This is a genomic window from Nostoc sp. CALU 546, from assembly GCF_048836525.1.
On record NZ_JAWJTF010000004.1, the window covers coordinates 138,166 to 165,056 of the forward strand.

Annotated in this window: 18 protein-coding genes and 1 pseudogene; 10 read left to right on the forward strand and 9 right to left on the reverse strand. The window is 42.8% G+C overall.

Annotation, left to right across the window (positions count from 1 at the left end):
• The first annotated feature begins 21 nt into the window (after nt 1-21).
• The 4 genes from RRG12_RS03520 (at nt 22) to RRG12_RS03535 (ending at nt 9,189) form a co-directional block, all read left to right on the forward strand.
• On the forward strand, nt 22-1,449 hold the full coding sequence (locus RRG12_RS03520; RefSeq protein WP_420758370.1) for a radical SAM family RiPP maturation amino acid epimerase: 1,428 nt from the start codon (nt 22-24) through the stop codon (nt 1,447-1,449).
• Complete coding sequence (gene lanM / locus RRG12_RS03525) at nt 1,433-4,660, forward strand: type 2 lanthipeptide synthetase LanM (RefSeq protein WP_420758371.1); 3,228 nt, start codon at nt 1,433-1,435, stop codon at nt 4,658-4,660. The genes RRG12_RS03520 and lanM overlap by 17 nt, the downstream gene beginning before the upstream one ends.
• Before the next feature lie 665 nt (nt 4,661-5,325).
• The gene (locus RRG12_RS03530) at nt 5,326-7,233 is read left to right on the forward strand and encodes an ABC transporter ATP-binding protein (RefSeq protein WP_420758372.1); all 1,908 of its coding nucleotides are present in this window, start codon (nt 5,326-5,328) and stop codon (nt 7,231-7,233) included.
• Between the two features lie 189 nt (nt 7,234-7,422).
• Nucleotides 7,423-9,189 carry an ABC transporter ATP-binding protein gene (locus RRG12_RS03535; RefSeq protein WP_420758373.1) on the forward strand — a complete coding sequence of 589 codons (1,767 nt, stop codon included), beginning with the start codon at nt 7,423-7,425 and terminating at the stop codon, nt 9,187-9,189.
• A 118-nt stretch (nt 9,190-9,307) separates the two neighbouring features.
• On the opposite strand, the pseudogene RRG12_RS03540 reads toward RRG12_RS03535, so the two are convergent.
• The 4 genes and pseudogenes from RRG12_RS03540 to RRG12_RS03555 all read right to left on the reverse strand — a co-directional run bounded on the left by RRG12_RS03540 (nt 9,308) and on the right by RRG12_RS03555 (nt 11,401).
• Nucleotides 9,308-9,778 (reverse strand): annotated as a pseudogene (locus RRG12_RS03540) (DUF1392 family protein).
• Nucleotides 9,775-10,410, reverse strand: coding sequence for a DNA cytosine methyltransferase (locus RRG12_RS03545; RefSeq protein ID WP_420758374.1), 636 nt, complete (start codon nt 10,408-10,410; stop codon nt 9,775-9,777). Before RRG12_RS03545 ends, RRG12_RS03540 begins: the two are co-directional and overlap by 4 nt.
• 29 nt (nt 10,411-10,439) lie before the next feature.
• Nucleotides 10,440-10,727 carry a hypothetical protein gene (locus tag RRG12_RS03550; RefSeq protein ID WP_420758375.1) on the reverse strand — a complete coding sequence of 96 codons (288 nt, stop codon included), beginning with the start codon at nt 10,725-10,727 and terminating at the stop codon, nt 10,440-10,442.
• Nucleotides 10,728-11,212: 485 nt separating this feature from the next.
• Complete coding sequence (locus RRG12_RS03555) at nt 11,213-11,401, reverse strand: hypothetical protein (protein WP_420758376.1); 189 nt, start codon at nt 11,399-11,401, stop codon at nt 11,213-11,215.
• 455 nt (nt 11,402-11,856) lie between these two features.
• On the opposite strand from RRG12_RS03555, the gene RRG12_RS03560 reads away from it, so the two are divergent.
• The gene (locus RRG12_RS03560; RefSeq protein ID WP_420758377.1) at nt 11,857-12,066 is read left to right on the forward strand and encodes an HU family DNA-binding protein; all 210 of its coding nucleotides are present in this window, start codon (nt 11,857-11,859) and stop codon (nt 12,064-12,066) included.
• A 49-nt stretch (nt 12,067-12,115) separates the two neighbouring features.
• Here RRG12_RS03560 and RRG12_RS03565 read toward each other — a convergent pair whose 3' ends face one another.
• The 3 genes from RRG12_RS03565 to RRG12_RS03575 form a co-directional block, all read right to left on the reverse strand.
• Nucleotides 12,116-12,682: a hypothetical protein gene (locus tag RRG12_RS03565; RefSeq protein ID WP_420758378.1), complete on the reverse strand. Its 567-nt coding sequence runs from the start codon at nt 12,680-12,682 to the stop codon at nt 12,116-12,118.
• 89 nt (nt 12,683-12,771) lie between these two features.
• Nucleotides 12,772-12,966, reverse strand: coding sequence for a hypothetical protein (locus RRG12_RS03570; protein ID WP_370684514.1), 195 nt, complete (start codon nt 12,964-12,966; stop codon nt 12,772-12,774).
• Entirely contained in the window at nt 12,932-13,465 is a 534-nt protein-coding gene (locus RRG12_RS03575) for a class I SAM-dependent methyltransferase (RefSeq protein ID WP_420758379.1), read from the reverse strand. Before RRG12_RS03575 ends, RRG12_RS03570 begins: the two co-directional genes overlap by 35 nt.
• A 128-nt stretch (nt 13,466-13,593) precedes the next feature.
• Here RRG12_RS03575 and RRG12_RS03580 point away from each other — a divergent pair, with 128 nt between their 5' ends.
• On the forward strand, nt 13,594-13,833 hold the full coding sequence (locus RRG12_RS03580) for a hypothetical protein (RefSeq protein ID WP_141699896.1): 240 nt from the start codon (nt 13,594-13,596) through the stop codon (nt 13,831-13,833).
• Between the two features lie 410 nt (nt 13,834-14,243).
• Here the strand turns inward: RRG12_RS03580 and nifH are convergent, their stop codons facing one another.
• Complete coding sequence (gene nifH, locus RRG12_RS03585; protein WP_069074423.1) at nt 14,244-15,134, reverse strand: nitrogenase iron protein; 891 nt, start codon at nt 15,132-15,134, stop codon at nt 14,244-14,246.
• Nucleotides 15,135-16,894: 1,760 nt separating this feature from the next.
• Here nifH and RRG12_RS03590 point away from each other — a divergent pair.
• The 3 genes from RRG12_RS03590 to RRG12_RS03600 all read left to right on the forward strand — a co-directional run bounded on the left by RRG12_RS03590 (nt 16,895) and on the right by RRG12_RS03600 (nt 21,081).
• Nucleotides 16,895-17,293 (forward strand): phage holin family protein, encoded by a 399-nt coding sequence (locus tag RRG12_RS03590; protein WP_420758380.1) that lies wholly within the window; start codon nt 16,895-16,897, stop codon nt 17,291-17,293.
• A gap of 127 nt (nt 17,294-17,420) precedes the next feature.
• Entirely contained in the window at nt 17,421-17,612 is a 192-nt protein-coding gene (locus RRG12_RS03595) for a YqaE/Pmp3 family membrane protein (RefSeq protein WP_069074421.1), read from the forward strand.
• Nucleotides 17,613-18,495: 883 nt separating this feature from the next.
• Entirely contained in the window at nt 18,496-21,081 is a 2,586-nt protein-coding gene (locus RRG12_RS03600) for a GAF domain-containing protein (RefSeq protein WP_420758381.1), read from the forward strand.
• A 312-nt stretch (nt 21,082-21,393) separates the two neighbouring features.
• On the opposite strand, the gene RRG12_RS03605 is transcribed toward RRG12_RS03600, so the two are convergent.
• Nucleotides 21,394-22,068: a hypothetical protein gene (locus RRG12_RS03605; protein WP_420758382.1), complete on the reverse strand. Its 675-nt coding sequence runs from the start codon at nt 22,066-22,068 to the stop codon at nt 21,394-21,396.
• 797 nt (nt 22,069-22,865) lie between these two features.
• Between RRG12_RS03605 and RRG12_RS03610 the strand changes: the two genes are divergently transcribed.
• On the forward strand, nt 22,866-26,852 hold the full coding sequence (locus tag RRG12_RS03610) for a magnesium chelatase subunit H (RefSeq protein ID WP_420758383.1): 3,987 nt from the start codon (nt 22,866-22,868) through the stop codon (nt 26,850-26,852).
• Nucleotides 26,853-26,891: the final 39 nt, after the last annotated feature.

The window sequence follows — 26,891 nt, forward strand, 5'->3', positions numbered from 1 at the left end:
CTAGAAGTTGGATAAAGATTTATGTCCTTAACTACCTATCACAGCAAACTCCAGGAACATGCTATCTTTAAACGCTTCAACGAACGATGGGTAGCCGATCCAGACTTCCGCAAAGCACTGAATGAAGATAAAGCAGGAACACTTGCTGGCTATGGCATTAATTGTAGCCCAGCAGATGTGCAATCGTTATTTGAAGCCGATGTTTCTCAGCCTTCAAAAGCTATGCGTGCCATGTGGCAAATCGTCGTTACCAAAACCAACTGGGTCAATGAATTTTATAAAAAACAGGCCCTACCTAGTGATTTGCGGATTTATAGCTGGCGAGAGAGACAAATTGCTAGGCAATTACTGGAACTTGGGCCTTTCCATACAAAGTCTAATCTTCACGCCTCATTGAGCATTGAATTGACCAAAGGCTGCTCGGTGGGATGTTGGTTTTGCGCCTTGAGTCCAGAGCGTCTGAGTGGTATTTTTGAATATAGTCCCGCCAACCAAGTATTGTGGAACGACGTGCTGCTAGTTCTGCATCAATATTTGGGAACTGGCGTCCAGAGTGGTTTCCTTTATTGGGCTACCGATCCACTGGACAATCCAGACTATGAGCAATTCTGTCTTGATTTTTACAAGATTACCGGGGTGTTTCCCCCGACCACTACAGCCCAAGCATTAAAAGACCCAGCAAAAACGCGTGCCTTGCTGAAAATATCACAAGAACGGGGATGCTGGCTGAATCGCTTTTCTATTCTCAGTATTAAAATGCTGAATCAAGTTCATGCCGAGTTCAGCGCCGAAGAGTTGGCACAGGTTGAGTGTCTATCACTCAATCGTGAATCAGCTTTTGCCTTTGGCAATGCAGGTAAGTTCCGCGAGCGAGCTAACAAAGAGCCTGAACTGTTGCAGAAACAGCGAAAAAACCTGCTTTGGGCGCCTTGGTATACTGGCGATCCGGCCTATGCAAACACCGAGGAATATCCTTTGGCCAGCATCGGTTGTGTGACTGGGTTTTTATTGAATATGTGCGATCGCACTGTGCAGTTAATTAGTCCGGCCACAGCTAGCGATCGCTGGCCTCTCGGTTACTACATTCATGCTCAGGGTACTTTCAACGATGGTGCAGAGCTAGCTGCATTGCTGAATCGCATGATTGAGGAACAGATGTCGCCATTTTTGCGCCCTAGCGATCGCCTTTGTTTTCACGACTGGCTGCAATTTGAAGAGTTAGAAACAGGCTTTCGGCTCAATGGACGATTTCATCAATCTACAACATTTCAAGGTCAAGAACGCCACAGTCAATGGCGAGAAATTGGCGATCTAGTCCACAGGGGTAGAAAGACTGTAGCAGAAATTTCAGAGATTGTCTCTGTAAAATGCAATGTTAACCCAGAAGTTGTTCAATCGATGCTAAATGAATTGCTGCGTGCGGGAGTATTAGATGAAATTAACAATTGATATATGGGCTAGACTTTCCAAAGAGCAGCAAGAACGGCTACAACAAATCATTGCTCGCGCTGTTCCATCCCATGAGCGTACCATGAGCGAGTTTTTCTTGCCGCGATCGCCTGTAAATCAAGCGCGAATTGAGAAACTGACACAGCAATGGCAAAAAGCAATTACGAACGATGCACCGGAAAAATTTGACATCTATCTGCAAACTCAAAACCTGACCCATAACGCACAAATCAAAACATCTGTTTCCCAGTCAACAATCATCAACCAAAATTATTTTCCAGCTAAATTTGTTGAAGTCTTAATTAAAAATCCCCAAGAACTACCTGAATGGGCTAATGCTCTTGTGGAGTTAATTAGTCTGGCTATACTCCCAGAGGAACAGGTAAAACAATCAGACAATATCTCAGACAATCAACAAATCCCATATCATCAAGTCATAGAACCTTTCCTACAAGGTGCAAAGCTTACCCTGCAACAGTGTATTGCAACGTCGGGATTAACTGTATCGGCTGCGGGTCTAACTGACATGCTAGCTGTATTTGCCAATCGACTTTGGCATCTGGTTGGCTCAGTTGTGGACTTTGAACTGCATCTTTTAGCGGCTAATACAGGTTTGTTGAATAACCTGGGGGCTAAGTCTCAACCGATTTTAGATGGCGACGTGACTAGTTGGCTAGACAGATTTGAACGATTTCCCGTCCTTGCATACTTGGTTGCCGTTTCCTATATGAATTGGCGGGGATGGATGACCGAAATTTGTCAACGTCTAGCAGCAGATCGGGAGTTACTCTGCACTCAACTGTTTAGGGGAATGCAGCTAGGACAGTTAACTGGCTTTCAAGGAGACGCAGGTGATGTTCACGCCCAAGGACGCACAGTGGCAATTTTGACATTTGCATCGGGTAACAAGGTCGTCTATAAACCAAAAGACCTGCGGTGTGCTGCTGCGTTTATTAACCTGGTTACCGATCTGAATCAATCAGGTTTAGAACCTCAACTACATGTGCGTAGCATCTTGACAAGGGGTAACTATACCTGGGAAGAGTTCGTGGAATACAAACCATGTCAAAATTCCCAGGAGGTTCAAAGATTTTATATGCGTATGGGCATGACAATCCGCCTTTTGCAATTGCTGGAAGGACGTGACTTTTGGCTGGATAACTTAGTTGCTCATGGGGAGTACCCTGTATTTATCGATCTAGAAACCATACTCCAACCACGCGCAACCCCAACCAATTTGTTACCCGCAGAACAAGTTGCCCGACAGATGTTGGCCGAGTCAGTAGTGGAAACTTGCATCATCGCCATGCCAACACCTATTGAGATGGGGATTAAGGCTGAGGATTTTGGTGCTTTGGCCATGCCTGGCGAGTTCATCACTCCTTATAAACGTCCAACAGCAAGCAGACATAACGGCAACAGGCTTAATGAACAGGACTACTTTACCTGGAGTCATACTCAACATGCTCCAGTTTTGGATAATAATCCAGTTGATGCGGCAGAATATCTTCAGGAAATTCTTGCAGGTTACAAGCTGATGCAGGAATGTTTGCAGACCAATCAGACAGCACTGCTGGCTGCTGATAGTCCTTTGGTCTACTTAAGTAATGTCCCAGTTAGGTTTATTTATCGTGATACCTGGACTTACCATAAGTTGATTCGTTCCAGTCTGACTCCGACGCTACTGGTTGATCCTATTCAAAGAGAGATTTTTTTCCAACAACTACTCGGACCCGTTTTTACACAGGAACTGGAAACCGAATCCAGAAATCAGCACTGCCAGATCGTGGAAAGCGAAATTGCAGCTTTATTAAGGCTTGACATCCCATTCTTCACTTCTCGTCCTAATAGCAATGCTGTGTTTACCTTAGAGGGAAACGAAGTTGCCGGGTATTTCGATGATACGTCCTGGAATTGCTTGCAGCAAAGGCTCCATTGCCTGAATAAATTTCCTCTAGAACAACAAATGGATTTGATCCGTTCTTGTTTGGCGACAAGCCGGCCTCATGTTGACTTGCAGGTTACAGAACGCAATATGAAATCTGCCGTAGTTGAAAATAGCTGGATTTCAGAAGCGATCGCTTTAGGTTCTTCTATCTTGGCAGATTCGGTAACATCATCTGCCAACGATCTAGCTTGGCTAGGGCTTGTTTATCATCCCCACATGGATCTTCTTTCTCTTGAGGTGCTACAGTCCGATTTACTTACTGGAACTTGTGGTTTAGCTATATTATTTTGCGATCTCTACACCATTACAGGTCAAGCATCTTGGAAAGATGCGGCGCGAGGAGCCTTAGCAGCAACGCTCAAGTCCGTTAACCATATTTCTGAAGCTTGGCAAGAGCCTGAATGGAGCGATCGCATTCAGAGAAACCCCTATTGTGGTGCATTTTTGGGAGTTGGCGCACAAATTTTCTGTCTACGTTATTGCGCTCAGGCATTAACAGCACCAGAACTTGACAAAATTGCTAATACCTGCATTCAAAACTTACCTCTAGAGACACTCATTACTCATCCCAGCTGCGATTTTGTATCTGGATTGTCAGGTCTTATGCTTTCTGTGGTGTCGTCAACAGAAGGCCTAGAAATTGGTATTAAACTCATCACACATTTATTAGATATACGAACTAAAAATGGAGAACTTCCTCCACCGCTTTATCCACACCCTAGTTTATGGATGAACAGTTTCCCTGACGCTACAGCAGTATTGACTATGGGACTTGCGAAATTGTTAAAGCATGAGCATAGAATGGCGCCTCGGTTCCAACATGAGTTAGAAAGTCTTTTATATGCACAATTACAGAATTATCCAGGGGTTAGGCACTCTCCAGGACACCTACTTGCTAACTTAGATATTATTCAATCTACGAGAATAGATGCAGAGCAAGTACTTAGGAAAATCGACGAATATCTTGCTGTTGAGAGATTAGCAACCGATACAGTTGGACTGTTGGATGACCTAGAGGTTGCCATCACAGCATTTCAAGTTACTGGTAAAGATAAATACCTCCAGCACGCATTTAGTTCAGCTGAACAAATAAAAACAATCCGAGAGTCCTATGGATCTTGGTTTCCCAGGTCATTTGCTGCTGATCGGCATAATCTTTCTGTTGTATGGGGTGTTACTGCCATTGCACGCGCTTTTCTAAGATTGCATAGCCCATCTGTTTTCACCTCTATTCGTATCGTTGGAAACCCGAACTTTAGCTGACATTGTTTCTTTCTGTAAATTTTTCAGTGAGGGTTTTGTAACTACTCGGCGTTGCTATAAGCGTGTTAATCCTTCGTACTCACGCAAAATGCAGAGATTTACAGAGCGCGTTAAACGCTAGATTTCGATTTTATACCCTTGTCTACACAATCGATACTTAAATTTGGACTATTTTGCATTGCCTTGAAAACGATAAGTTTTCGTCATTTCGGTATAAATAGCAACAATTACAGAGTTGATAATTAAAATTTATTTGCACTTTTTAACAAATGAGCATTCATATGAAATTGTATTCATGCTTAGTGTCTCATATTTGGTAACTCTCCGGTTCAACAGTTTTATGCTTGCTTTTTACTCTCGTTCATGAGAATATAAGCTTCATTTAAAATACGTTATTTCGACCGACAAACAGTATTTTTAAGTAGTTACAGTGACTAAAACAAGCAGTAGAAAATAGAGGACGTAGTATATCAGCTTAAGCTTGAACCTACAAAACCAGAAATATACGGTTTGCTTCAGTAGTAAATGCATCAAGAAAGCAATGACTACACGACCTGACGAAAAAACCATCTTTGCCATAACCAGAAGCAACCTGTGAAGAAGTCATCAAATCGATGCAGAAGACTTATCTAATTTGTTAATGCCAGTCCTGGGGCGATCGCAATATGACATCATTAAAGACCTCTAACACTCTTGGCCGGCTCGACCCCTTTGAAGCATCAATCGGTACGCGTAACTCCTTTGCCAGCAATGTCTGGCGCTTACGGCACTGGATGGTTCCGTACCGATGGCGCATTGCGTTAGCGCTGCTGTTTGCTATGCTCTCGGCCACCGCCGCCGTGTTAGTACCAATTGTGGTTAGTCGAGTGGTAGTAGACGGTATCCTGATGCATAACTACCGGACTGATCTCCCAGACTATGGACAAACGGCATTAATCAAATGGTTAGCAATCACGCTGGACACCGAACAAATAATCGCCGCCTGCGTAGTCGGCTTACTCTGGGTAATGCTGTGGTCTGGTTTTGGGTACGCCTTCCGCACCCAGTTGTCTCGTGCAGCACTATTGGGTCTGAGCGACTTGCGTCGGGATCTGTTTGCCCATGTCGAGCATCTCCCTGCTGCTTTTTATGACCGGGTTATGGTTGGGCAGGTATTGACTCGGATCGCTAACGATATCGAGAGCTTGTCTGAACTGCTGACTGGTGTCGGTGCGCTAGCTGGAGAATTGATTCCCCTAGTTGTCGCTGTTAGTGTAATGCTGTCTCTGGATGCGATACTGGTAGCAAAGCTATCACCTTTATTGATTGTTGTGGCGGGTGTGATCGTCACGTTCAGATATTATTCTAGTCCGATTTATCAGGTCATCCGTGCCACCTTATCGCGCCTCAACGAGCATTTACACGAAAACTTATCAGGTATTGAAATCGTGCAGATGTCAGGGCGGGAGGCACTGAGCTTTAAACAGTATTCTGCTATTAACGATGCCAATCGGGTGGCTGAGACGAAGGCCATCATGGCAGAGACCATATACAACCCGATCGTCGATAACATATCTTATTTGGCGATCGCTTGCATCCTCTGGTTTGGTGGGCAACATGTACTGAACCACACTACCACCCTGGGATCGGTCGTGTTGTTCTTGCAATTTAGCGACATGCTGTTCCGTCCGATTGTGGCTTTGGGCGATCAAGCAAATGCAGTGTTCCGAGCGGCGGCGGCTTGCGATCGCATATTCCGGCTGCTGGACTGGAAAGAGTCTTTATCCGTGCCGTCGCAGCCTACACCCTTGCCTGAAGGCTTACACGGACGTATCGAGTTTCGTGACCTGAATTTCCGTTATGAAACTGGCGAACCAGTTATCCAGCACTTCAATCTGAATATCGCACCCGGTGAGAACATCGCTATTGTCGGGCCTACTGGCTCTGGCAAGACCACGCTAACCCGGCTCATCTGCCGTTTTTACGATGTGCCTGAAAAAAGCTTGTTCATTGACGGCATCGACATTATGCAGATAGACCCTGCACAGATCCGTAAGCGTGTAGGTGTGATCTTTCAAGACTTTCATCTGTTCCCTGGCACCGTCTATGACAACATTGCATTGGGTAACTCGACCATCACGCCAGAAGATGCCCGACATGCTGCCAAACTGATACAGACCCTAGATTTCATCGAGGGCTTGCCACTAGGCTTTGATACGGTATTGGAAGACCGCGGCCAAAATCTATCGCAAGGTCAACGCCAGTTGTTAGCGTTTACGCGTGTCATTGCCTTGAACCCTGAAATCCTCATTCTGGATGAAGCCACTGCCAGTATTGACCAAGAAACTGAAGCTGCTATCCAAGCAGCGCTGGCCAAAGTCACCACCAACAGAACTTCCATCATCATTGCCCACAGATTACAGACCATCCGCCGAGCTGATCGCATTGTTGTATTAAACCATGGCCAGTTAGTGGAAGTTGGAAATCACACAGAATTGATGCTTCGTAATGGTTTTTATAAAACGCTTTATGAAGCACAATTATACAAGGGTATACGTCAAAACACACCAAACTACCCAACTAAAGATTTCTAATATTGAGGTGATTCCCGAAATAGACATTTGTACAAAAAATTGACTTCAATTAGGCTATATTAACCTGATTATTCGGAAATTAAAAAGCTGTAGATTATCTTTAAATACAAAGTGCTGTGATTAAGCAATTCAACAAAACAATCACCTTTATTCAATATTGATTTTTCCCTATATAGTAAGATTAAACCGATGTTAATCGATCAAGAAAGATTGAAAGCGGACTTACGTACTTTAACTTCATTGCAGCGACTTTTTCACTACTTTAAGCCTTACCGTTTTCAGTGGGTGATAGCAGTATTAGCTCTGCTGGCTGTTCATGTTGTTGAAGCTGCCATTCCCATCTATCTAAAAGTCGGCATTGATCTGATTTCAAAACAAGACGAGAATATCTTATTGCCGATTCTTGCAATACTTGGTTTGACGGCTGTACGCTTTGCGATCCTGCACTTTGGTCGCCGCAAAAATGCACTAATTTCAATTTACATATCTTATGACTTACGGCAAGAATTCTACGCGCACTTACAAACCCTTGGTCGCGGCTTTTATGCAAATTACCAGTTGGGTGACTTGATTGCACGAGCGACCAATGACATGGAGTCTATCCGTCGCTTTTTTCGTTCTGCGGTGCATCGATTAGTAAGCCTAATTGGTGTGGCGTTAATTGCACCGATTTTTATGGTGCAACAGTCGGTTCAATTGACATTGTTGCTCATTCCGTTACTGCTAGTGATAGCCGCTAATGGCTGGTATTTGGCTGGGCGTATTTTGCTGGCATCGGCAGGGGTGCAGGTGGGTTTTGGTGCGTTGACAGAAACGGTGCAGCAAAACCTCAAGGGTATCCGTACCATCCAGTCCCATGCCCAGGAAGAGCGAGAGATTAAACACTTTACAGGAGTATCACATCGTTATGCGCTAGCTCATCAAAAGTTGATCCATTTGAACGCTATTTTCACTGCCTCCACTGTGCTGGGTAGTGGTTTGATGACCTTAATCGTTGTTGGCGTGGGTGGAAGCCAAGTATTGGCTGGGCAAATGAGCGTCGGCACGCTGACAGCTTTCATCTTTTATCTGGCTATGATTCTTGGGGTAATCAAGGAGAGCAGTTTTGTAGTGTATGCTTTGCTGAATGCCAGTACAGCTGCAACCAGAGTATTTGAGATTGTGGATGAAAAACCTGAGATTCAAGATGCTCCAGCAGGTTCATCAGCCCAGCCTATCAATGGCGAAATCGCAGTTTACGATCTGTCATATAGTTACCCGGTCGGTGCAGGAGTGCGATCGCGTCTGGTTCTAGAAGAGATATCCTTGAGTATTAGCCCTGGCGAAATGATTGCCATCATTGGTCGCGTAGGATCTGGCAAATCCACCTTGCTGCGGCTGCTGGCCAGGCAATTGCAGTCTAATAGCGGACAAATCAAAGTGGATGGGCAAGACCTACGAGACATCCCGCTAAGTCATCTCCGCCAGAATCTGTCATTTGTCCCCCAGGATACTTTCTTGTTCGCTGCACCAATTTCGGAGAATATCTCATTCGATAATCCAGAGCGACCACTAGAGTTAATCTGGCAGGCTGCGCGAGCCGCACAGCTTGAGGCAACGATCAACAAATTCAGTGCAGGCTTATCCACATTAATTGGCGAGCGTGGGGTAACTTTATCGGGTGGACAGAAGCAAAGAACCAGTCTAGCCCGTGGGCTAATTCGCCAGACCCCCATCTTGCTGTTAGACGATTGTTTTTCTGCATTAGATACTAAAACTGAGGCTTTAGTTCTATCGCAATTGCGAGCAATCAGGAATGGACTTACTACAGTATTAGTTTCTCATCGTTTGTTGGCAACACGTTATGTAGATAGGATATACATACTTGAGCAAGGGCGTATCGTGGAAGCTGGCAGCCATAACGAACTAATTGGCCAGAATGGTTATTATGCCAAGCTAGTTAGTATGCAAGACTAAGCTTGAACTGTTGTGGATCAAACTCAACTGCTCAACCCTTTCCAATTTCTGGGAGGATACAGTGAGATTGAGATGGCCTCGCCTTGGATTTCGCCACGATAATATGAGGTGTACACTGTCATAATCGCACCCGCTCCAAGTCATAGTCAGTCACCCGTGCAATAGAATCTCTGGAGGTAAAAACCTCATCACCTTTTTCCGATATGCTGGGAGACATCCACTCGATGCTGTAGAACCAAGAATCATTAATCAGTTGAATGCCCTGGACTATGCGGATTGGTGACCCATTGCCATGAAACCGAAACTCGACTAACTCACCGAGTCGAAACACAGGTTTTTCCTTGGTGTTCGGTTGTAAGTTACCTGTACCAATAAGTTCACTTCCCAAAACAGTAATATTGGTATTACAAGCGAAGATTTCATATTTTCAGCCATGTTATGACCACTCCACACCAGTGCAATAACCAAAAGCTTTGGCAGACTTTACGTACACTCGCTCTAACAAACTGACCAGTAACGGCGGAATTCGTTGACCCCACGGTGGAGAAATGTACCAGCACTGTTCTAAGTTTTGGACAAGATTAGTCATACACTCACTCCGAATAATTTACTCTGTGCAGATATAAATAGTTGTGTTGCGAAACTGGGTGGTACAGAGTAGCCGATGATTGATCCCGCCGTAGCAGTCTCAGGCGGGAACTCATACCAAGACGGAAAACCTTGTAAAATGGCAGCCCCCTCAATAGACAAAGATTTGACCGTACCATCCGGCAACCAGATATCAGCGAACTTACTACGGTTGCAGCCTTTGTGGTCGGTGAAGTGGGATCGCAGAATAGTATTAGCGGGGTGCGACCCTGCCTTGTACTTGGGTAACTTGCGTCCCCCCACTCTTTCTATTAGCAGTGGTGTCGGCGCATTCCAGGCTAAAAATTTCTCCAAAGCTTGTTGCTGTTTAGATAGCAGATGTGAATCAGACATCGTGGGGATGAGATGCGCGATCGCCTCGTACCAACCACAAGGTGTAGCTCCCGAAGGTAGGGCAACCCGAAACCCCCTACTTGCAATCAGAACTACCCGCCGACGCGCCTGGGGTAGTCCGAATTTATCCATGTTGACCACGCTGTAAGTAACCGAGTACCCCTCTTGCTCCAAAGCATCCAGAATGATACTGAAACTCTGACTGTTCTGATAGCGTGGAACATTTTTGAGCGTAAACACCCGTGGCTGCAACTGTCGGATGGCTTCTGCTACTGCGTCGCAGCACTCAAATCGTCAGCCGTTTCAATGCCTTTTCCCGCTTTTGCAGTGTGAGCTTGACTGAAGTTGGCACACACCGGGGAGGCATGGAGATAGTCGGGGTATCGCGGAAAACCTAGAAATCCTAACCGTGCTATTTCTTGGACTGTTAGCTGGATTATTCTACAGCCGTACTCGCTAAAGTTGCGGTGATGGGTTTTGGCGATCGCCCTGCTCAAGTCTGGTTTTGTGGGGTCAAACTCCACCGCAATGACCGGACGAATCCCGGCTTGCACCATCCCAGCTTCAATCCCGTCGCCACCCGCGAAAAGTACTACAGCTCGAGGGGCATCATCTGGAAGTCCCTAAAAGCAACGATATCTAAATTGGGTGGCGCTGGGTATAGGAATAGTTCTCATTTTTTAGTAGCCGCGCTGTCCTCACCCCTACAAGTTTATTGGCTTGTTTTGTTGGGGGATATCAATTGTTTACTACAGGTCGCTTGAATATTTAGACGGCATACGTAACTTTGTCTATTTAAGCGGGTCGTGTCCCCAATCTTTTAAAGAGTTCCGACATAAGAGACTGTCTCTCTTGTGCAGTAAGTCAGACTAGATTATTCAGCAATACGTGAAAATATTCTTGATAAGTTGAAAACAGGCAAGCAGTCAGCAGCCAAGGCAATTGACGCTTTTATTGAGGAACTGGGTGCTCTAAAGGAAGAACAACAGCCAGCAACTGTGGAATTAGATGTAGCGAGTTAGGATTTTTGTGCTGGCGACTATTAACCAGTTAACTTAATCACACCTTGGCTGACTAAATGTTCAAGCTGAGAATGATGCTGTGTTTGCTCCCGTAGCAACTTGAGTTGCTCGTAAGTGAGAATGTGTAATCCGGGACGGACAATATAACCTTGAATGGTAATGCTTTGTGGCTGCTGGCTATCGGTACTGTTGTAGGAAATTGAAGGCATATTTACAATTATGTAAGTTAGAACTGATTGGTAGAAGAAAGTTTAATTCTTCATTCTCTTACAGCTTCACACAATTTCCTCTTAAAAGGTGATTATAGAATCAGTCAAAGCCAAAATATGTAGGATATTCTCAATAGAAGCGCTTTACAGTCCTAGCCAAGATAAACCAAATAGCAATGGAAATTCACGATTAATTGCAGTTCACAATCCGGTTTGTACTGTGCAATGTAAAACTACCCTAGACGAAAGCTGGAGCAGTTTTTGAGAGAAATAAATTGTATATAAGACAATTAATATTATCTCCGGTTTATTCATAGTAAGTACAGTCATCTAATACTATTCATCTCATATTTATTCGCGTTTTGGCTCGTAATTAAGAACAACAATTCCACAGCTAAATGATGTAGCTTTTACTAATGTCAGATATTGTTTGCTATCAAGTTCTTTGAAATTTTTTGGCAGTTGTTACTGAGGCTGTAGCCAATGGAGACAAGGTAACGCTCATTGATTTTGGGTCATTCGAGCGACGCGTAGCTTGCCGCCGTAGGCATCGCTCCGAACGTGAGGGGCGTAATCCGAAAACCAATGAGCCAATGACAATTCCAGCGACCAAAGTGCCTGCATTTTCTGCTGGAAAACAGTTTAAAGAAAAAGTAGCGCCATAGATGAATTGCTTTGCCACTAGCAATCCAATCACTGCAAAGCCATAATCGATTAATTCAAGTATCGAATCGACTGTGAAACTTTGACTGCTTCTTGGGGAGTAACGTTACTGCAATTAGACAATTCTGGCATTACTCCCGTACCAACAAATCTGTAAAAGGGGCCATTTTGCTTTCCCCACCACTGCGATAGCAATGTTGGTTGTTTGGCATTACCGTATAATCCTTGCTCCAAAGTGCTTTTTCCAAATATCGGAGAATTTATCGGGTAACTGCGCGACCCAGCAGGTAAGTCTCCAATACCCCCAGATACTGACTCAATCGCAAAGCATTTATCTGCACTTAAATTTTGGTAAACAATTAAGTAACGCAAACTGTCAACATTTTCGCGTCCAGCCGAGACTATTACCTTGTCGGCATGAAAATTTGTGGGTACGTAACTTGGTAATGCTATTTTTAAGCCTAGTGAACGTAAAACTTTTAGTTGAGTCGGTGTTAATTTTATTACTGAATTGGTTTGTGGAGATTTGGGTTGAGCAATTACCGCAGCCGTAGAAGCGATAACACAGGTGGCAAAGCAAGAGGAAGCAAGCTTAATTGGGTATTTGAATAATTTCATAGTTCATAGCTATATATGACTTGGGTTCAAAAAGAAGTTGCAAATTGCTTGATCTCTGAATAACAGCAGCAGAAGTCAGGCATTAATTACTATTTGCTCAGAGAGTTATGTCTTCTATATTCAATCCGAACTTGTTTAACGTCAATTTGCCCAGACTCTAAAAACACAAGTTGCTCTACTTGGTATAACCCTAAATCTTTAAACTGTGCTAATTCTGAGTTAGATAATGGCCAAGGTGGGCCATCCGGTTCAGCTTCTGTGTCTCGAACACGAGTAATCAGCAAGCATTGTACCACCAGGAGCAACGACAAAGGCAACTGAAGAAATAACGCAAGAACGCACATTTAAGGGCAGAGACTGAATATTACGACATTCAAAAACAAAGTTAAAGGCTTGATGCCATTGTGGGGGAATTGCTAATAAATCTGTAACTACATAGTTAACGGTAGAATCGGGAAATCGCTCTTGACACCAAGTGATCGCTGTCGGTGAAATATCAAAGGCGGTTACTTCAAACCCCAGACTAGCTAAAGCTTGTGCATCGTCTCCCAAGCCACAACCAATGACTAACGCTTTTTGCCCAGAGGCGAACGGTTCATGATTCGTCAACCAATCTTGTAGATAAGGATGAGAAGTTAACTTAGCCCAAGGAATTTGTGCTGTGTCCTCTTTGGCTTTGGAATATAAAACTTCAAACCATGCCGAGGGATCTGATTTTTGTAAAGCTTCTGTCGCTAACTGTTTAACATGAAGCTGTAAATCTTCTCTTTGTTGTTCAAACATAAAAACCCATCACCGACACTAATAATTTGAGGTAACTAATTTTGCACTCTAGCTACGCCCAAAGCGAGAGCGGTGGCATGACCCTCAACTTTCTTTCCACATCCCTCGTAAACTAAGCTCCAGGGGGAATGAATTTAGCAAGGTTCCCAGATTTAGGACGATCGCTCTTGGTATCTTGGTATCTTCCCCAACCGAATTTCTCCCTGCCTAAAATCATACACTGGCTCACAAGTAGTAATACAATCAAGGGCGTGAGTTCGCTCTGGAACAAGTATGACCGATGCCAACCCCCAAACGGAAATGGACATCCAGGAATTTGGACTCAAGTTCTCAAGCATCGTTGCGCTTATCTTAATGACCAGCTTTAAAAACTGTTTAGTTCATTTGTTCTAACAAAGTTGACATGCTCCCAAAGAATGATCCCTATTAGGGATTGAAACAAAAACTTTATTGAAGAAGGTTTATCTAGAAAAGAATTGCAATTAATCAAAATCCCTATTAAGGAGTAAGCCTCAAAGCTTCTCTCCTTTTAGGAGAGAGGTTTGGAGAGAGGTCAAAGTCAATAAGGTTCGGATAAGGTTTTTTGATGACACGCTGCTAATCGCAAAGACTCGATAAATCGCCATCTTTACAAGAATCAGTCCTTTGTAGAGACGGCGATTTATCGCGTCTCTTGCCTTAACCGAGCGATCGCGGTATATTCCTTTCAAACAAAGAAATGCAAACATGAAAGGGTGGACTGCTGTCCACCCTAAACCATTATTTACTTAGCAATACTTTAAACAGGTGCTTCAGTAGCAGACTTACCAACAAGCATTGCGGTATTTTCGTCGCTTTCCAAGATACCGAATTCAATCAACAACTCTTCTAACTCTTCCATCTCAATTGGGGTGGGGACAGTGAGGTTTTTGTTGTCGATAATCTTAGTAGCCAATGTCCGATATTCGTTACTTTGATTGCTGTCAGGAGCGTACTCGTTAACAGTCATCCGGCGCAATTCAGCGTGTTGTACAATATTGTCACGAGGTACGTAGTGAATCATTTGGGTATTCAAACGTTTTGCCAAGGTTTCGATTAAATCGATTTCCCGGTCAACGTTACGGCTGTTACAAATCAGACCACCCAAACGTACACCGCCAGTGTGAGCATATTTGAGAACACCACGAGCAATGTTGTTAGCTGCATACATCGCCATCATTTCACCAGAGGTAACGATGTAGATTTCTTGTGCCTTACCTTCACGGATAGGCATAGCAAAACCACCGCACACAACGTCACCCAAAACGTCGTAACTTACAAAATCAACATCTTTGTAAGCACCGTTTTCTTCTAAGAAGTTGATAGCGGTGATAATACCACGACCAGCGCAACCCACACCAGGTTCAGGGCCACCAGACTCCACACAACGTACATCGCGGAAACCGGTCAGCATTACTTCTTCGAGTTCAATATCTTCTACAGCGCCACGTTCAGCAGCTAATTGCAGAACACTTGTTTGAGCTTTACTGTGTAGCATCAAACGAGTAGAGTCAGCTTTAGGATCGCAACCGACAATCAGAATGCGTTGACCCATTTCAGCCATTGCTGCTAGGGTGTTTTGAGAAGTGGTAGATTTACCAATACCGCCTTTACCATAGAAAGCTATTTGTCTAATCTTTTGCTCAGTCATGGTTGTGTTTCCTACAATGATTTAGTTGATGGGTCGTAAGCTTGATGTGAAATCTTCACCCTTGGCGTCCTAGGGAAGTAGAGCCTGTTGGCGTATATGCATAGCAACTTGTCGCTAAACATCGCATCCTGCCAAAAACACTTAAAATCAGAACATATTTACCCACGAAGCGATGGCTTAAGGGATAGAGAAATCTCTATTCCCTAATAACGAAGCCTTTAAAACTATGACTTCAGCATTATCAAGCTGTTGTAACAGAATCCCAAATGGTTGCTCAAGCCTCAAGAGTGGTTGCAGCAGGAATTCAAACGAACGCAGATTTGTTCCCTGAACCACACAACCAACCAAATTGCAATCCACTCTTAAATGGTCGCTACAACTTTTCTGATTTTGCTGATGTCAAGTCGCCAAGAACATCCATAACGCTTCTTGTTTCGTGATTAACAAGATATATTCCAACCCAAAAGTAGCAGTTACAGGTGCAGTAATATAATGCCTGCACAGGCAACCCCTAACACTTTGGCTTAGACAATATCTTGATGACTTTTAACAGCATGGTTAAATTCCTGAAAATTGTGGAACGACACCATTCTGCTTGGAGTTTTCGTTCCAAAAGTCAGCAACTACTTCAACTTAATATTGCGGGAGTAAACATTTTCAACCGCGAATTAAGTTAGTAAATACTCTGTATTCCTATGGATTTGTCAGGCTGTACTAAGAGTCTTTCTTCCCAGACTCCAAGAGTAATTGCCTTTTGTGGGTAATGCTCTAGCTAGGTTAGCCAACTCTTATTGGCTCATACCCAGATAAATTTCGATTGACTTCAAGTTGTTACAAAGGCTACTATCCTACTCAATCTAGTTTTAGATTTCGTCAAAAAAAGATGTAGCTAATTGAAGTGGACTTACCAGAGCAAAAAAACTTTATTGAGCTTGCCTCAAACTTGTCTTGAAGTTTTTTGTGCTTTTAACTTGTTTGATTCCTATAGAAACCATAACATACATCTCACTAATTTATGTGGCGAATTTTAAATTATTTATCTATTTAATAGAACATTATCCTTGAAACCTTTAATAGTCATAACTTACGCGTTTATAGATTGCTAGCTAGGTAAATTATTGATCATAGCCAATATGTGCAGTTAGATACTTTCGGGTATTTGATAAAAGCATTGAAAACTAATGTTTTACAACCAAAACAGAATTGATTATTTTTGTGGTCAAGAAAGTAGACTAAATAACTCATAACGTAATAAGTTAAGTAAAAGGGCTTAATTAGGGGCTTCCAACTAAAAAAAATATCCCATCGCTTTGGCAAGCAGGGGAGGAAGAATTGAATGATCATCTTCGCTCCCAAAGTTGGGTGGAGAGGGATAGTCGCCTCGTCCTTTGGGGCATTAGTAAATTCCTCCCCATGCCCCCTGCCCTTGCTGATAAAATTTTTTATACTAGAACTTACGCAAAAATAATTGAAAAGCCTATTATTCCGTAGCGGTAATTCATGAATTACCGCTACTTACGACGTATTTTGCGTAAGTCTTGTATACGAGTGATTCAGGAGTCAAATGCCCCGCCCACAAGGGGACAAGGTTTTACGCTCGATAAATAAAATCGGATTGCTATCTATATATAGTTTTCTCAATGATAGACCTAACGGTAGAAGTAAATTCTATCTTGCAAGAGAGGTGAAACCCTAGCACATAGTTAAAGATCAGATAAGAAGTGAAAAACAAAAAACCATTTAGTCATTAGGTCAGAAAAATGTTGACACCATTATTAACCGCCCTAGCTACAGCTTTGAGCCTGTTGATTGTTGATTTAGTTGTTCCAGGCGTTAATATTGCTAATTTTCCCGCAGCTTTGATTGCCGCTTTAGTAATTGGTCTAATTAACGGTTCAGTTAAGCCAGTTCTGTCTGCTCTTTCTCTACCGCTTAATTTTCTATCATTTGGAGCATTTTCGCTCATTGTTAACGGTTTGTGTTTTTGGTTAGCAGCAGTCTTAGTTCCTGGGTTCTCAGTTAGTGGACTTATTGGTTTCCTTCTTGGGCCAGTAATTCTATCTTTCGCTAATACCTTCATTAACAACTACTTTGTTGAAAGAAACCTTTTAACTAGTAGTGGTGATGTAAAAAGCCAAGGTGAATTACCTTCAAGATAAGTATTATAGGCAGTAGAGACGCCAGTTAAATTACGTTTCTAACCTACATAAAATCTCCGAAGGTGGATTTCCTAATTCGGTATCTTCAAAAGAATGTAATTAAACAAAATCACAAAGTTGTAAAATCATGAAATTAGTTCGTTTTCTTCTAGGTTTGTTAGTGCCTCCTTTAGGCGTTTTCTTGACAGTTGGAGTTGGGCCTACCCTATTTATCAACATCTTGCTCACAGTTCTAGGTTGGCTTCCCGGTAGTATTCATGCAATTTGGGTCATTGCCAAGCATGAAGAACAACTTAATCGAGAAGGGCGTATTTACTAATACGCAAGATGAATTTTAGGAAATCCTAAGTATGGTGCGTTACGTCTTTAACCGTAACGCACCATTTTAATTTCTAGCAGAAATATAGCTGATGAGCTATAGCACAATACAGTTCAGATAAGACTAAAAAACTTGTAGAGACGGCGATTTATCGCGTCTTCAAAGACCAATTACCTACACCAATAACCCTTAACCCAAGCCTATTGAGCTATAGCAATCCTAAATCATTCGTGAAAAATTAGATCCCCGGCTTTTTCGAGAATTCGGGGATCTAGACATAGCGCATTTTCACAACTCATTTAGGATTGCTATATTCCACATTTAACTTGATTAAGTTTCATAATTAGGGCAGGCAAGATGACTAGTACAGCACGGCGTAAATAAACCACCCATTTTAAATGTCTGAAACCCTTGCAAACAATTAATTACGAATTACGAATTACGAATTCCGCCTTGCAGCATATATGCGAAAAGAAGCGATCGCAGTTAAGCTCAAGCTCATATCAGTATAATTGCTTATAATTTTGCAGCTATTGCCAGGTAAATAGACCATGCTTTACTGATAGAGCAATGCTCATTTGTATGCCCCTACGACAGATTACCAGGCAATATCAACAATCTCTCACCTGCGGAAAACATTGGTTTATGGTTTAAATGAGGGGTTTGACCCTCTATTCATCTATCTGTATCCGCCACTGGGAAAGGATTTTAGTTAAGCCATGCTTGTTGGTAATCAACTTGGGCCTTGATTCACAGGATGACGCTGGCTGAACAAGGGATTAAACTATGGATAATGTTCAGCAGTTGTTGCTTTTAACACCAATTACATAAGTTTAATCTCATTGTTAAATCTAAAATCTCATCCTGCTATATAAAACCAGTTATGTCAGCGTATCAAGGAAGTTGTGGGGAGACCACTGATGTGATTATTAGTGTTCACAACCAAGAAAACCTCGAATTAACAGCAAATTCTGCTCCTGTGGGTGCTCTTGCCACAAGACAAGGAACTTTTTCTACGTTTCTTGCTCCCCTGACTCAGGATACTTTTAAACAGGTCGTTCAGGATGTTGAGCAAAAATTACAGATTGTCCATCAAACCCTGTCAATGCTGGATTCTCAGGGGTTTGAAACCATTCTGCAAGAAATGTTGCATTCCATTACCTTAAAAACCGGGGAATTACTGGGAGCAGACCGGACGACAATATTTTTATTGGATGAAGAAAAACAAGAACTCTGGTCAATTGTAGCTGAAGGGGAGGGCGGTCGCTCTTTAGAAATTCGCATCCCCGCTAATAAAGGTATTGGTGGTGAAGTTGCTACTTTCAAGCAAGTTATCAATATTCCCTTTGATTTTTATAGTGATCCGCGATCGCATTTTGCCCAAGAACAAGAAAAAAGAACTGGCTACCGCACTTACACTATGCTGGCTTTGCCACTCTTAAATGAACATGGGCAATTAGTTGCAGTAGTACAATTACTGAATAAATTAAAATCTGGTCATAATCATGATGCTCCACTTGCAGAGCGAATTGATACCAAAGGTTTTAGCTGTGCTGACGAACAATTATTTCAAGAATTTGCCCCTTCGATTCGCCTAATTTTAGAATCCTCGCGCTCTTTTTATGTCGCCACCCAAAAACAAAGAGCAGTGGCGGCGCTAATGAAGGCGATTAAGTCCCTTTCTCAAAGCAGTCTCGACTTAGAAGACACCCTAAAACGGGTGATGGATGAAGCCAAAGAATTGATGAATGCCGATCGCAGTACACTATGGTTAATAGACCGCGATCGCCATGAATTGTGGACGAAAATCACTCAGGATGATGGTTCAACAAAAGAGTTGCGAGTCCCCGTAGGTAAAGGCTTTGCTGGTATAGTAGCGGCTTCTGGTAAGAAACTAAATATTGCCTTTGATTTGTACGATGATCCTGACTCGGATACCGCCAAACAACTCGACCAGCAAAATGGCTATCGCACCTGTAGCTTACTTTGTATGCCAGTGTTTAATGCCGATCAACAATTGATTGGCGTTACCCAACTTGTAAATAAAAAGAAAACTGGTGATTTTCCACCTTATAATCCAACCGCTTGGCCGAAAGCTCCCGAATGTTTCCAAGCTAGCTTTGACCGCAACGATGAAGAGTTCATGGAAGCTTTTAATATTCAAGCAGGAGTAGCGCTGCAAAATGCCCAGTTGTTTGCCACAGTCAAGCAACAAGAACAAATGCAACGGGACATTCTGCGTAGTCTTTCTAATGGAGTGGTTTCCACTGATAAAACTGGGTTAATTATCGCCGCCAATGAAAGCGCCCAACGTTTGCTAGGACTAGGAGTCGATGAACGTTTAGAAGGTAAATTAGTAAATGATGTCATCGGCATCAAAGAAGGTGACTTTAGCAAGTGGTATCAAGATGCTTTACATGCAGTTGACTTAAAAGGCCGCCAACAATATTATCCCGATCGCACACTCTTAACTACTGGTACAGAACAGCACAGTATTAATTTATCGATTAACACAATTGCCGATGCTAGCGACCAAGAGCAAGTCCGTGGGGCGCTGGTGGTGATGGAAGATATCAGTGATGAAAAGCGGCTCAAGAGTACGATGTACCGCTACATGACCCAGGAATTAGCCGAAGAATTGCTGAAATTAGATGATGCTAAACTAGGAGGCGATCGCAAAGAAGTTTCAATATTATTTTCCGATATTCGTGGCTACACCACTTTGACAGAAAACTTAGAAGCAGAAGAAGTGGTAAGTATGCTCAATGAATATTTTGAATCAATGGTGGAAGCAGTCTTTAAACATAAAGGAACCCTTGACAAATACATCGGTGACGCCATTATGGCTGTCTTTGGTTCTCCTCTACCATTAGAAGAACACGCTTGGATGGCAGTGCAAACATCCTTAGAAATGCGGGTTCGCCTGCACGAATTTAATCAACGTCGCTATGTAGATAATAAGCCCAGAATTAAAATCGGTATTGGCATCAACTCTGATACCGTAATTAGTGGAAATATTGGCTCTAGTAAGCGGATGGAATTTACCGCTATTGGCGATGGTGTGAATCTTGGCTCTCGATTAGAAAGTGTCAGTAAACAGTATGGTTGCGACATTATTATTAGCCATAACACTTTTAAACCATGCGAAGAGTATATTTGGGCTAGGGAACTAGATTACATTCGTGTCAAAGGCAGAAATGAGCCAGTAGCTATATATGAATTACTGGGTTTGCGTTCCAATCCAATTGAAAGCGAAAAATTGCAAGTGATTGAGCACTATCATAAAGGGCGCGAATATTATCTCAAACGCGATTTTAACCGTGCTAGAGCCGAATTTGCCCTAGTTTTAGCAGCTGATAACCAAGACAAAGCTGCTATGTTGCATCTGTTGCGTTGTCAACATTGGTTACAATCACCTCTAACAGAATCAGATTGGGATGAAGGAGTCTGGACGTTCCAAGAAAAATAAACATTATTCATGCTGAATTCTGACTCCTGAGTTCTGAATTCTTCTGATAAATCAGACTTTTTCCTCGTTCCCAGTCTTCGACTGGGAATGCATTCATTGAGTCAGAGACTCAATATCTGACTAGAGGCAGAGCCTCTAATCAGGCATTCCTATGCAGAGCATAGGAACGAGATAACGAGATAAACAAGCAAAGTCCACCTCCGTGGACTAATGAAAATCAAGAGTTTTTAACCTACGGAGGTGGGTTTTGTCTGTATAGCCGCGACTTCTAGTCGCCCGGTGAGTAATAAATCAGACTTTTCAAACAACCTCTTAGCGTAACAAAGACTGTTTTTCCAAAAGTGACAAACTTAGAAGTTTGCTGACTCGTTGTAAGCATATCCTCGCAAAATATGTAAACCAAGTAGTAATGCCTACTAATTTAAACGTATCTTCTATGGCAACAGGGATATTGGGGAATATATTATCACAAACAATTGATAATCCAAAAAATATAAACGCAGATAATAAAATCAGAAATTCAGTTTTCTTCAGTATTGTTTTAAACTTGAGAAAAAACATTAACATAAGTGCAATATAGCCAGCGTAAACTATCTTCTCACTAATATGTAAGTAATCAGGAAATACACTCTCATGAATTAAAAAAAAGTCATCAAAAAGTAACAAAGATGTCAGGAGTCCAGAAAACAAAAAAAACGATGAATATTCTTTAGCTCTAATATCTTTTTTGACTAGCATATAACTAAAAAGACAAATAGTTGCAGAAGAACACCAAAATAATATACCAATATTTGAGAAGAATCCTAGATAAAAAGGTGCGCTCATTATGGCAGATGGATCTCTCGTCAAATAGTCTGTAGTGACATTAGTTTTTAATTTGAGGAATATTAAAATTAAAGAAAATGGAATAATTGTTATCAAAAATGTTAATAATAAAACTTTGATTTGGGCAATATAGCTTGATTTTTGAAAACCTAAACGTGTCATCAGTTTCTACCTTAATTATCTAGGTCACTCCTCACAGATTTTTTTCAGCTTTTCAATTATTTAGGGTTGAGAATTGAATATCTGCTGTGGAAGTATGATTTTTCTGCTCGTGTATGATTACTTTTGGGTAAATATCAGGTGAGTGACTAATAGGCATAGGTTTACCCATCAGCCCAGATATTTACCAAATATGTCTCAGTATCATTTAGGCATATAAAAGTACTATTTTTAACTTGTATGATTGGTTTATTAGAGCATTAAATGTGAAACAGTTGATTTACAAGGGTCTAAAATTAAGTAAAGGTTAACAAAACAAAAGCAATAACTTTGAATTCTTTCATACAGCAAAAAAATATTCAAGTTCTTTTTGTCTTATTTTTTTTAAGTTTTGATGAAGCTTGCCATTTTACTCTTAGATTTCATTCTTGTTTCCAGCCAGAGGCTAGAAATGACAGCTATTCCTACGCATTCCGCCAAACAAAACACCAATTTGACAGCCCGCACAAGCGGGTTTTGTTTTGTAGATAGAATTTTATACTTAAATAACTATTTAGCTATAAATTTATATTGCAAAAAGTTTACAAATGTGTGAGCAATTACTTTTATACAAAGTCAACAATTACAAAGAAATATTTCGTTTTTTATATCGATTTGTGTCATATAAGGGATAAAATGCCTACTGGGCAAGCATTTTCTGATAAAAAACAGATATTGCCTAAAAATCACAAGTTACCTGTGGCTGATGATGCCGCTAGGAACTTCCTTCAGAGAACACGCATCAAAGGAGCCGAAGAAGCATGTTCACACACGTCAAGTCCACCATTAGACACATTGCGCCTGATAACTTACGCGGACGTAGTTTAATCAAGGTGGTCTATGTCGTGCTTGAGTCCCAGTACCAGAGTGCTTTGTCGCAAGCAGTTCGCACCATTAACGCGAACAATCCCAACTTGGCGATTGAAATCAGCGGGTACTTGATTGAGGAACTCCGCGACCCAGAGAACTACGAAGAGTTCAAACGAGAAGTTGAGAATGCGAATATCTTCATCGCTTCTCTCATATTCATCGAAGACTTAGCACAGAAAGTAGTAGCGGCAGTAGAACCGCACCGCGATCGCTTGGATGTTTCCGTTGTCTTTCCCTCCATGCCGGAAGTAATGCGCCTGAGTAAAATGGGCAGCTTTTCTCTGGCACAATTGGGTCAGTCAAAAAGTGCGATCGCCCAATTCATGCGGAAACGCAAAGAAAAATCCGGTGCGGGATTCCAAGATGGGATGCTGAAGCTTTTGCGAACCCTGCCGCAAGTGCTGAAGTTTTTACCTATGGATAAGGCACAGGATGCCCGAAATTTCATGCTCAGTTTTCAGTATTGGCTAGGTGGTTCTCCAGAAAATCTGGAAAACTTCTTGCTGATGCTAGCTGATAAATATGTATTTAAAGGTTTAGAGAAACAAAATTTTGAACCTTCTACATACGAACAGCCGGTGGTTTATCCCGATTTAGGGATTTGGCATCCTTTAGCTCCCAGTATGTTTGAAGATGTCAGAGAGTACCTGAATTGGTACACAGCTCGTAAGGATATTTCTAGTGATCTAAAAGATCCCCTAGCTCCTTGTGTCGGGTTAGTATTGCAACGCACTCACCTAGTTACAGGTGATGATGCCCATTATGTAGCAATGGTTCAGGAGTTGGAAGCACTAGGCGCACGGGTATTACCTGTGTTTGCTGGTGGTTTGGATTTCTCCAAGCCTGTGGATGCCTACTTTTACGAACCAATTACCAAAATACAGTTAGTAGATGCAGTGATATCGCTGACTGGTTTTGCTTTAGTGGGTGGCCCAGCTAGACAAGATCATCCCAAAGCAATTGAATCACTCAAACGCTTAAACCGTCCTTATATGGTGGCGTTACCCTTAGTATTCCAAACCACAGAAGAGTGGATGGATAGCGATTTAGGGTTACATCCAATTCAAGTAGCTTTGCAAATTGCAATTCCTGAATTGGATGGAGCAATTGAGCCGATTATCTTATCTGGTAGAGATGGAACTACAGGCAAAGCGATCGCACTGCGCGATCGGGTTGAAGCTGTAGCTGAACGCGCCTTAAAATGGGCAAATCTGCGCCGCAAGCCAAAACTGGATAAAAAAGTCGCCATCACCGTTTTCAGCTTCCCGCCAGATAAAGGCAATGTGGGAACCGCCGCTTACTTGGATGTATTCGGCTCAATTTATGAGGTGATGAAAGCCCTCAAAAATAACGGCTACGACTTACCAGAATTACCAGAATCAGCCGAAGCGCTGCTGCAAGAAGTCATCCATGACGCTCAAGCGCAGTACAATAGCCCGGAACTGAACGTTGCTTACAAAATGTCGGTTCCTGAGTATGAGGCGCTGACCCCTTACTCTCACCGTTTAGAGGAAAACTGGGGCCCACCTCCGGGACATCTCAACAGCGATGGGCAAAATCTGCTAATTTATGGTAAGCAATTCGGTAACGTCTTCATCGGTGTGCAACCCACATTTGGTTACGAAGGCGACCCGATGCGGCTGTTATTCTCCCGTTCAGCTAGTCCTCACCACGGTTTTGCTGCTTACTACACTTACCTAGAGCAAGTTTGGAAAGCTGATGCTGTACTGCACTTTGGTACACACGGTTCCTTGGAATTCATGCCAGGTAAACAGATGGGAATGTCTGGTGATTGTTACCCAGATAACTTGATTGGCTCAATTCCCAACTTGTATTACTATGCAGCCAATAATCCGAGTGAAGCGACAATTGCCAAACGTCGGAGTTATGCCGAAACAATTTCTTACTTGACACCGCCGGCAGAAAATGCTGGGTTGTATAAAGGTTTGAAGGAACTTAGCGAGTTAATTGCTTCTTACCAAACCTTAAAAGATAGTGGACGCGGTGTTTCCATTGTCAACAGCATCATGGATAAATGCCGGATCGTGAATCTGGATAAGGATATTGACCTGCCAGAAACCGATGCCAGAGACATGAGTGCCGATGAGCGGGATAATATTGTTGGCAACGTCTACCGCAAGTTGATGGAAATCGAGTCGCGGTTATTGCCTTGTGGATTGCACGTCATTGGAAAACCACCAAGTGCAGAAGAAGCGATCGCAACTCTCGTCAACATTGCTAGTCTAGATCGTCAAGAAGAAGGACTTCAAGGCTTACCGGGAATTATCGCTAACAGCATTGGGCGTAACATTGACGATATTTACCAAAATAACGACAGAGGCATTTTAGAAGATGTCCAGTTATTGCAAGATATCACTTTGGCAACCCGTGCAGCAGTTACCGCCCTTGTCCAAGAGCAAATCGACGCCGATGGACGAGTTTCTCTGGTTTCCCGGTTGAATTTCTTCAACATGGGCAAAAAAGAACCTTGGGTAGAAGCATTGCATAAAGCAGGTTATCCCAAAGTTGACACCGCCGCCCTAAAACCCCTACTTGAGTATTTGGAATTTTGCTTGCAACAAGTTTGTGCCGACAACGAACTCGGAGCATTACTTAGAGGCTTGGAAGGTGAATACATTCTACCTGGCCCTGGTGGCGATCCCATCCGCAACCCGGATGTATTGCCCACTGGTAAGAATATCCATGCACTCGATCCGCAATCCATCCCAACAACAGCAGCAGTCCAATCAGCTAAAATCGTCGTAGATCGGCTTTTGGTACGTAACAAGGCTGAAAATGATGGAAAATGGCCAGAAACCATCGCCTGCGTCCTCTGGGGAACCGATAACATCAAAACTTACGGTGAATCCCTAGCCCAAATTATGTGGATGGTTGGCGTGCGTCCAGTTCCAGATGCCTTGGGACGGGTGAACAAGTTGGAATTGATATCTTTAGAAGAGTTGGGACGACCCAGAATTGATGTGGTAATCAACTGTTCTGGTGTATTCCGCGACTTGTTCATCAACCAAATGAACCTGCTAGACCAAGGCGTGAAGATGGCAGCTGAGGCGGATGAACCCTTAGAAATGAACTTTGTTCGCAAACATGCTTTGCAACAAGCCGAGGACATGGGAATTAATCTGCGTCAAGCAGCGACGCGCGTTTTCTCCAACGCTTCTGGTTCCTACTCGTCAAATATCAACTTGGCGGTAGAAAACAGCACTTGGGACAGCGAAGCCGAATTGCAGGAAATGTATCTCAACCGGAAATCCTTCTCCTTCAATTCCGATAACCCCGGAATCATGGATGAATCCCGGCAGATTTTTGAAAGTACATTGAAAACTGCTGATGCAACTTTCCAAAATTTGGATTCTTCCGAGATTAGCTTAACGGACGTTTCCCATTACTTCGATTCAGATCCCACAAAGCTGGTGGCAAGTCTGCGCGGTGATGGTAAAAAACCAGCATCTTATATTGCAGACACAACCACAGCTAACGCCCAAGTGCGGACATTATCAGAAACCGTGCGTTTGGATGCGCGTACCAAATTGTTAAATCCCAAGTGGTACGAGGGGATGCTTTCTCACGGTTACGAAGGTGTGCGCGAACTCTCCAAACGGTTGGTGAATACAACAGGTTGGAGTGCGACAGCCGGCGCTGTGGATAACTGGATTTATGAGGATACTAACGAAACCTTCATCAAAGATGAAGAAATGCAGAAGCGGTTGCTGAACCTTAATCCCCATTCTTTCCGCAAGATTGTATCAACTTTGTTGGAAGTGAATGGACGCGGTTATTGGGAGACTAGCGAGGATAATTTAGATCGTCTGCGCGAGTTGTACCAAGAAGTTGAAGACCGGATTGAAGGGATAGACTAGGATTACATGGGCAGGCTTTATGCCTGCCTTAACAATGAG

Excerpts from the sequence above, each read along its gene's own strand:
- RRG12_RS03610 (WP_420758383.1), top strand. The coding sequence starts at position 22,866 with ATGTTCACACACGTCAAGTCCACCATTAGACACATTGCGCCTGATAAC.
- RRG12_RS03575 (WP_420758379.1), bottom strand. The coding sequence starts at position 13,465 with ATGTTTGAACAACAAAGAGAAGATTTACAGCTTCATGTTAAACAGTTA.
- lanM (WP_420758371.1), top strand. The coding sequence starts at position 1,433 with ATGAAATTAACAATTGATATATGGGCTAGACTTTCCAAAGAGCAGCAA.
- RRG12_RS03600 (WP_420758381.1), top strand. The coding sequence starts at position 18,496 with ATGTCAGCGTATCAAGGAAGTTGTGGGGAGACCACTGATGTGATTATT.
- RRG12_RS03535 (WP_420758373.1), top strand. The coding sequence starts at position 7,423 with ATGTTAATCGATCAAGAAAGATTGAAAGCGGACTTACGTACTTTAACT.
- nifH (WP_069074423.1), bottom strand. The coding sequence starts at position 15,134 with ATGACTGAGCAAAAGATTAGACAAATAGCTTTCTATGGTAAAGGCGGT.
- RRG12_RS03580 (WP_141699896.1), top strand. The coding sequence starts at position 13,594 with ATGAATTTAGCAAGGTTCCCAGATTTAGGACGATCGCTCTTGGTATCT.
- RRG12_RS03595 (WP_069074421.1), top strand. The coding sequence starts at position 17,421 with ATGAAATTAGTTCGTTTTCTTCTAGGTTTGTTAGTGCCTCCTTTAGGC.
- RRG12_RS03555 (WP_420758376.1), bottom strand. The coding sequence starts at position 11,401 with ATGCCTTCAATTTCCTACAACAGTACCGATAGCCAGCAGCCACAAAGC.
- RRG12_RS03550 (WP_420758375.1), bottom strand. The coding sequence starts at position 10,727 with ATGGTGCAAGCCGGGATTCGTCCGGTCATTGCGGTGGAGTTTGACCCC.
- RRG12_RS03565 (WP_420758378.1), bottom strand. The coding sequence starts at position 12,682 with ATGAAATTATTCAAATACCCAATTAAGCTTGCTTCCTCTTGCTTTGCC.
- RRG12_RS03605 (WP_420758382.1), bottom strand. The coding sequence starts at position 22,068 with ATGACACGTTTAGGTTTTCAAAAATCAAGCTATATTGCCCAAATCAAA.
- RRG12_RS03590 (WP_420758380.1), top strand. The coding sequence starts at position 16,895 with ATGTTGACACCATTATTAACCGCCCTAGCTACAGCTTTGAGCCTGTTG.
- RRG12_RS03530 (WP_420758372.1), top strand. The coding sequence starts at position 5,326 with ATGACATCATTAAAGACCTCTAACACTCTTGGCCGGCTCGACCCCTTT.
- RRG12_RS03520 (WP_420758370.1), top strand. The coding sequence starts at position 22 with ATGTCCTTAACTACCTATCACAGCAAACTCCAGGAACATGCTATCTTT.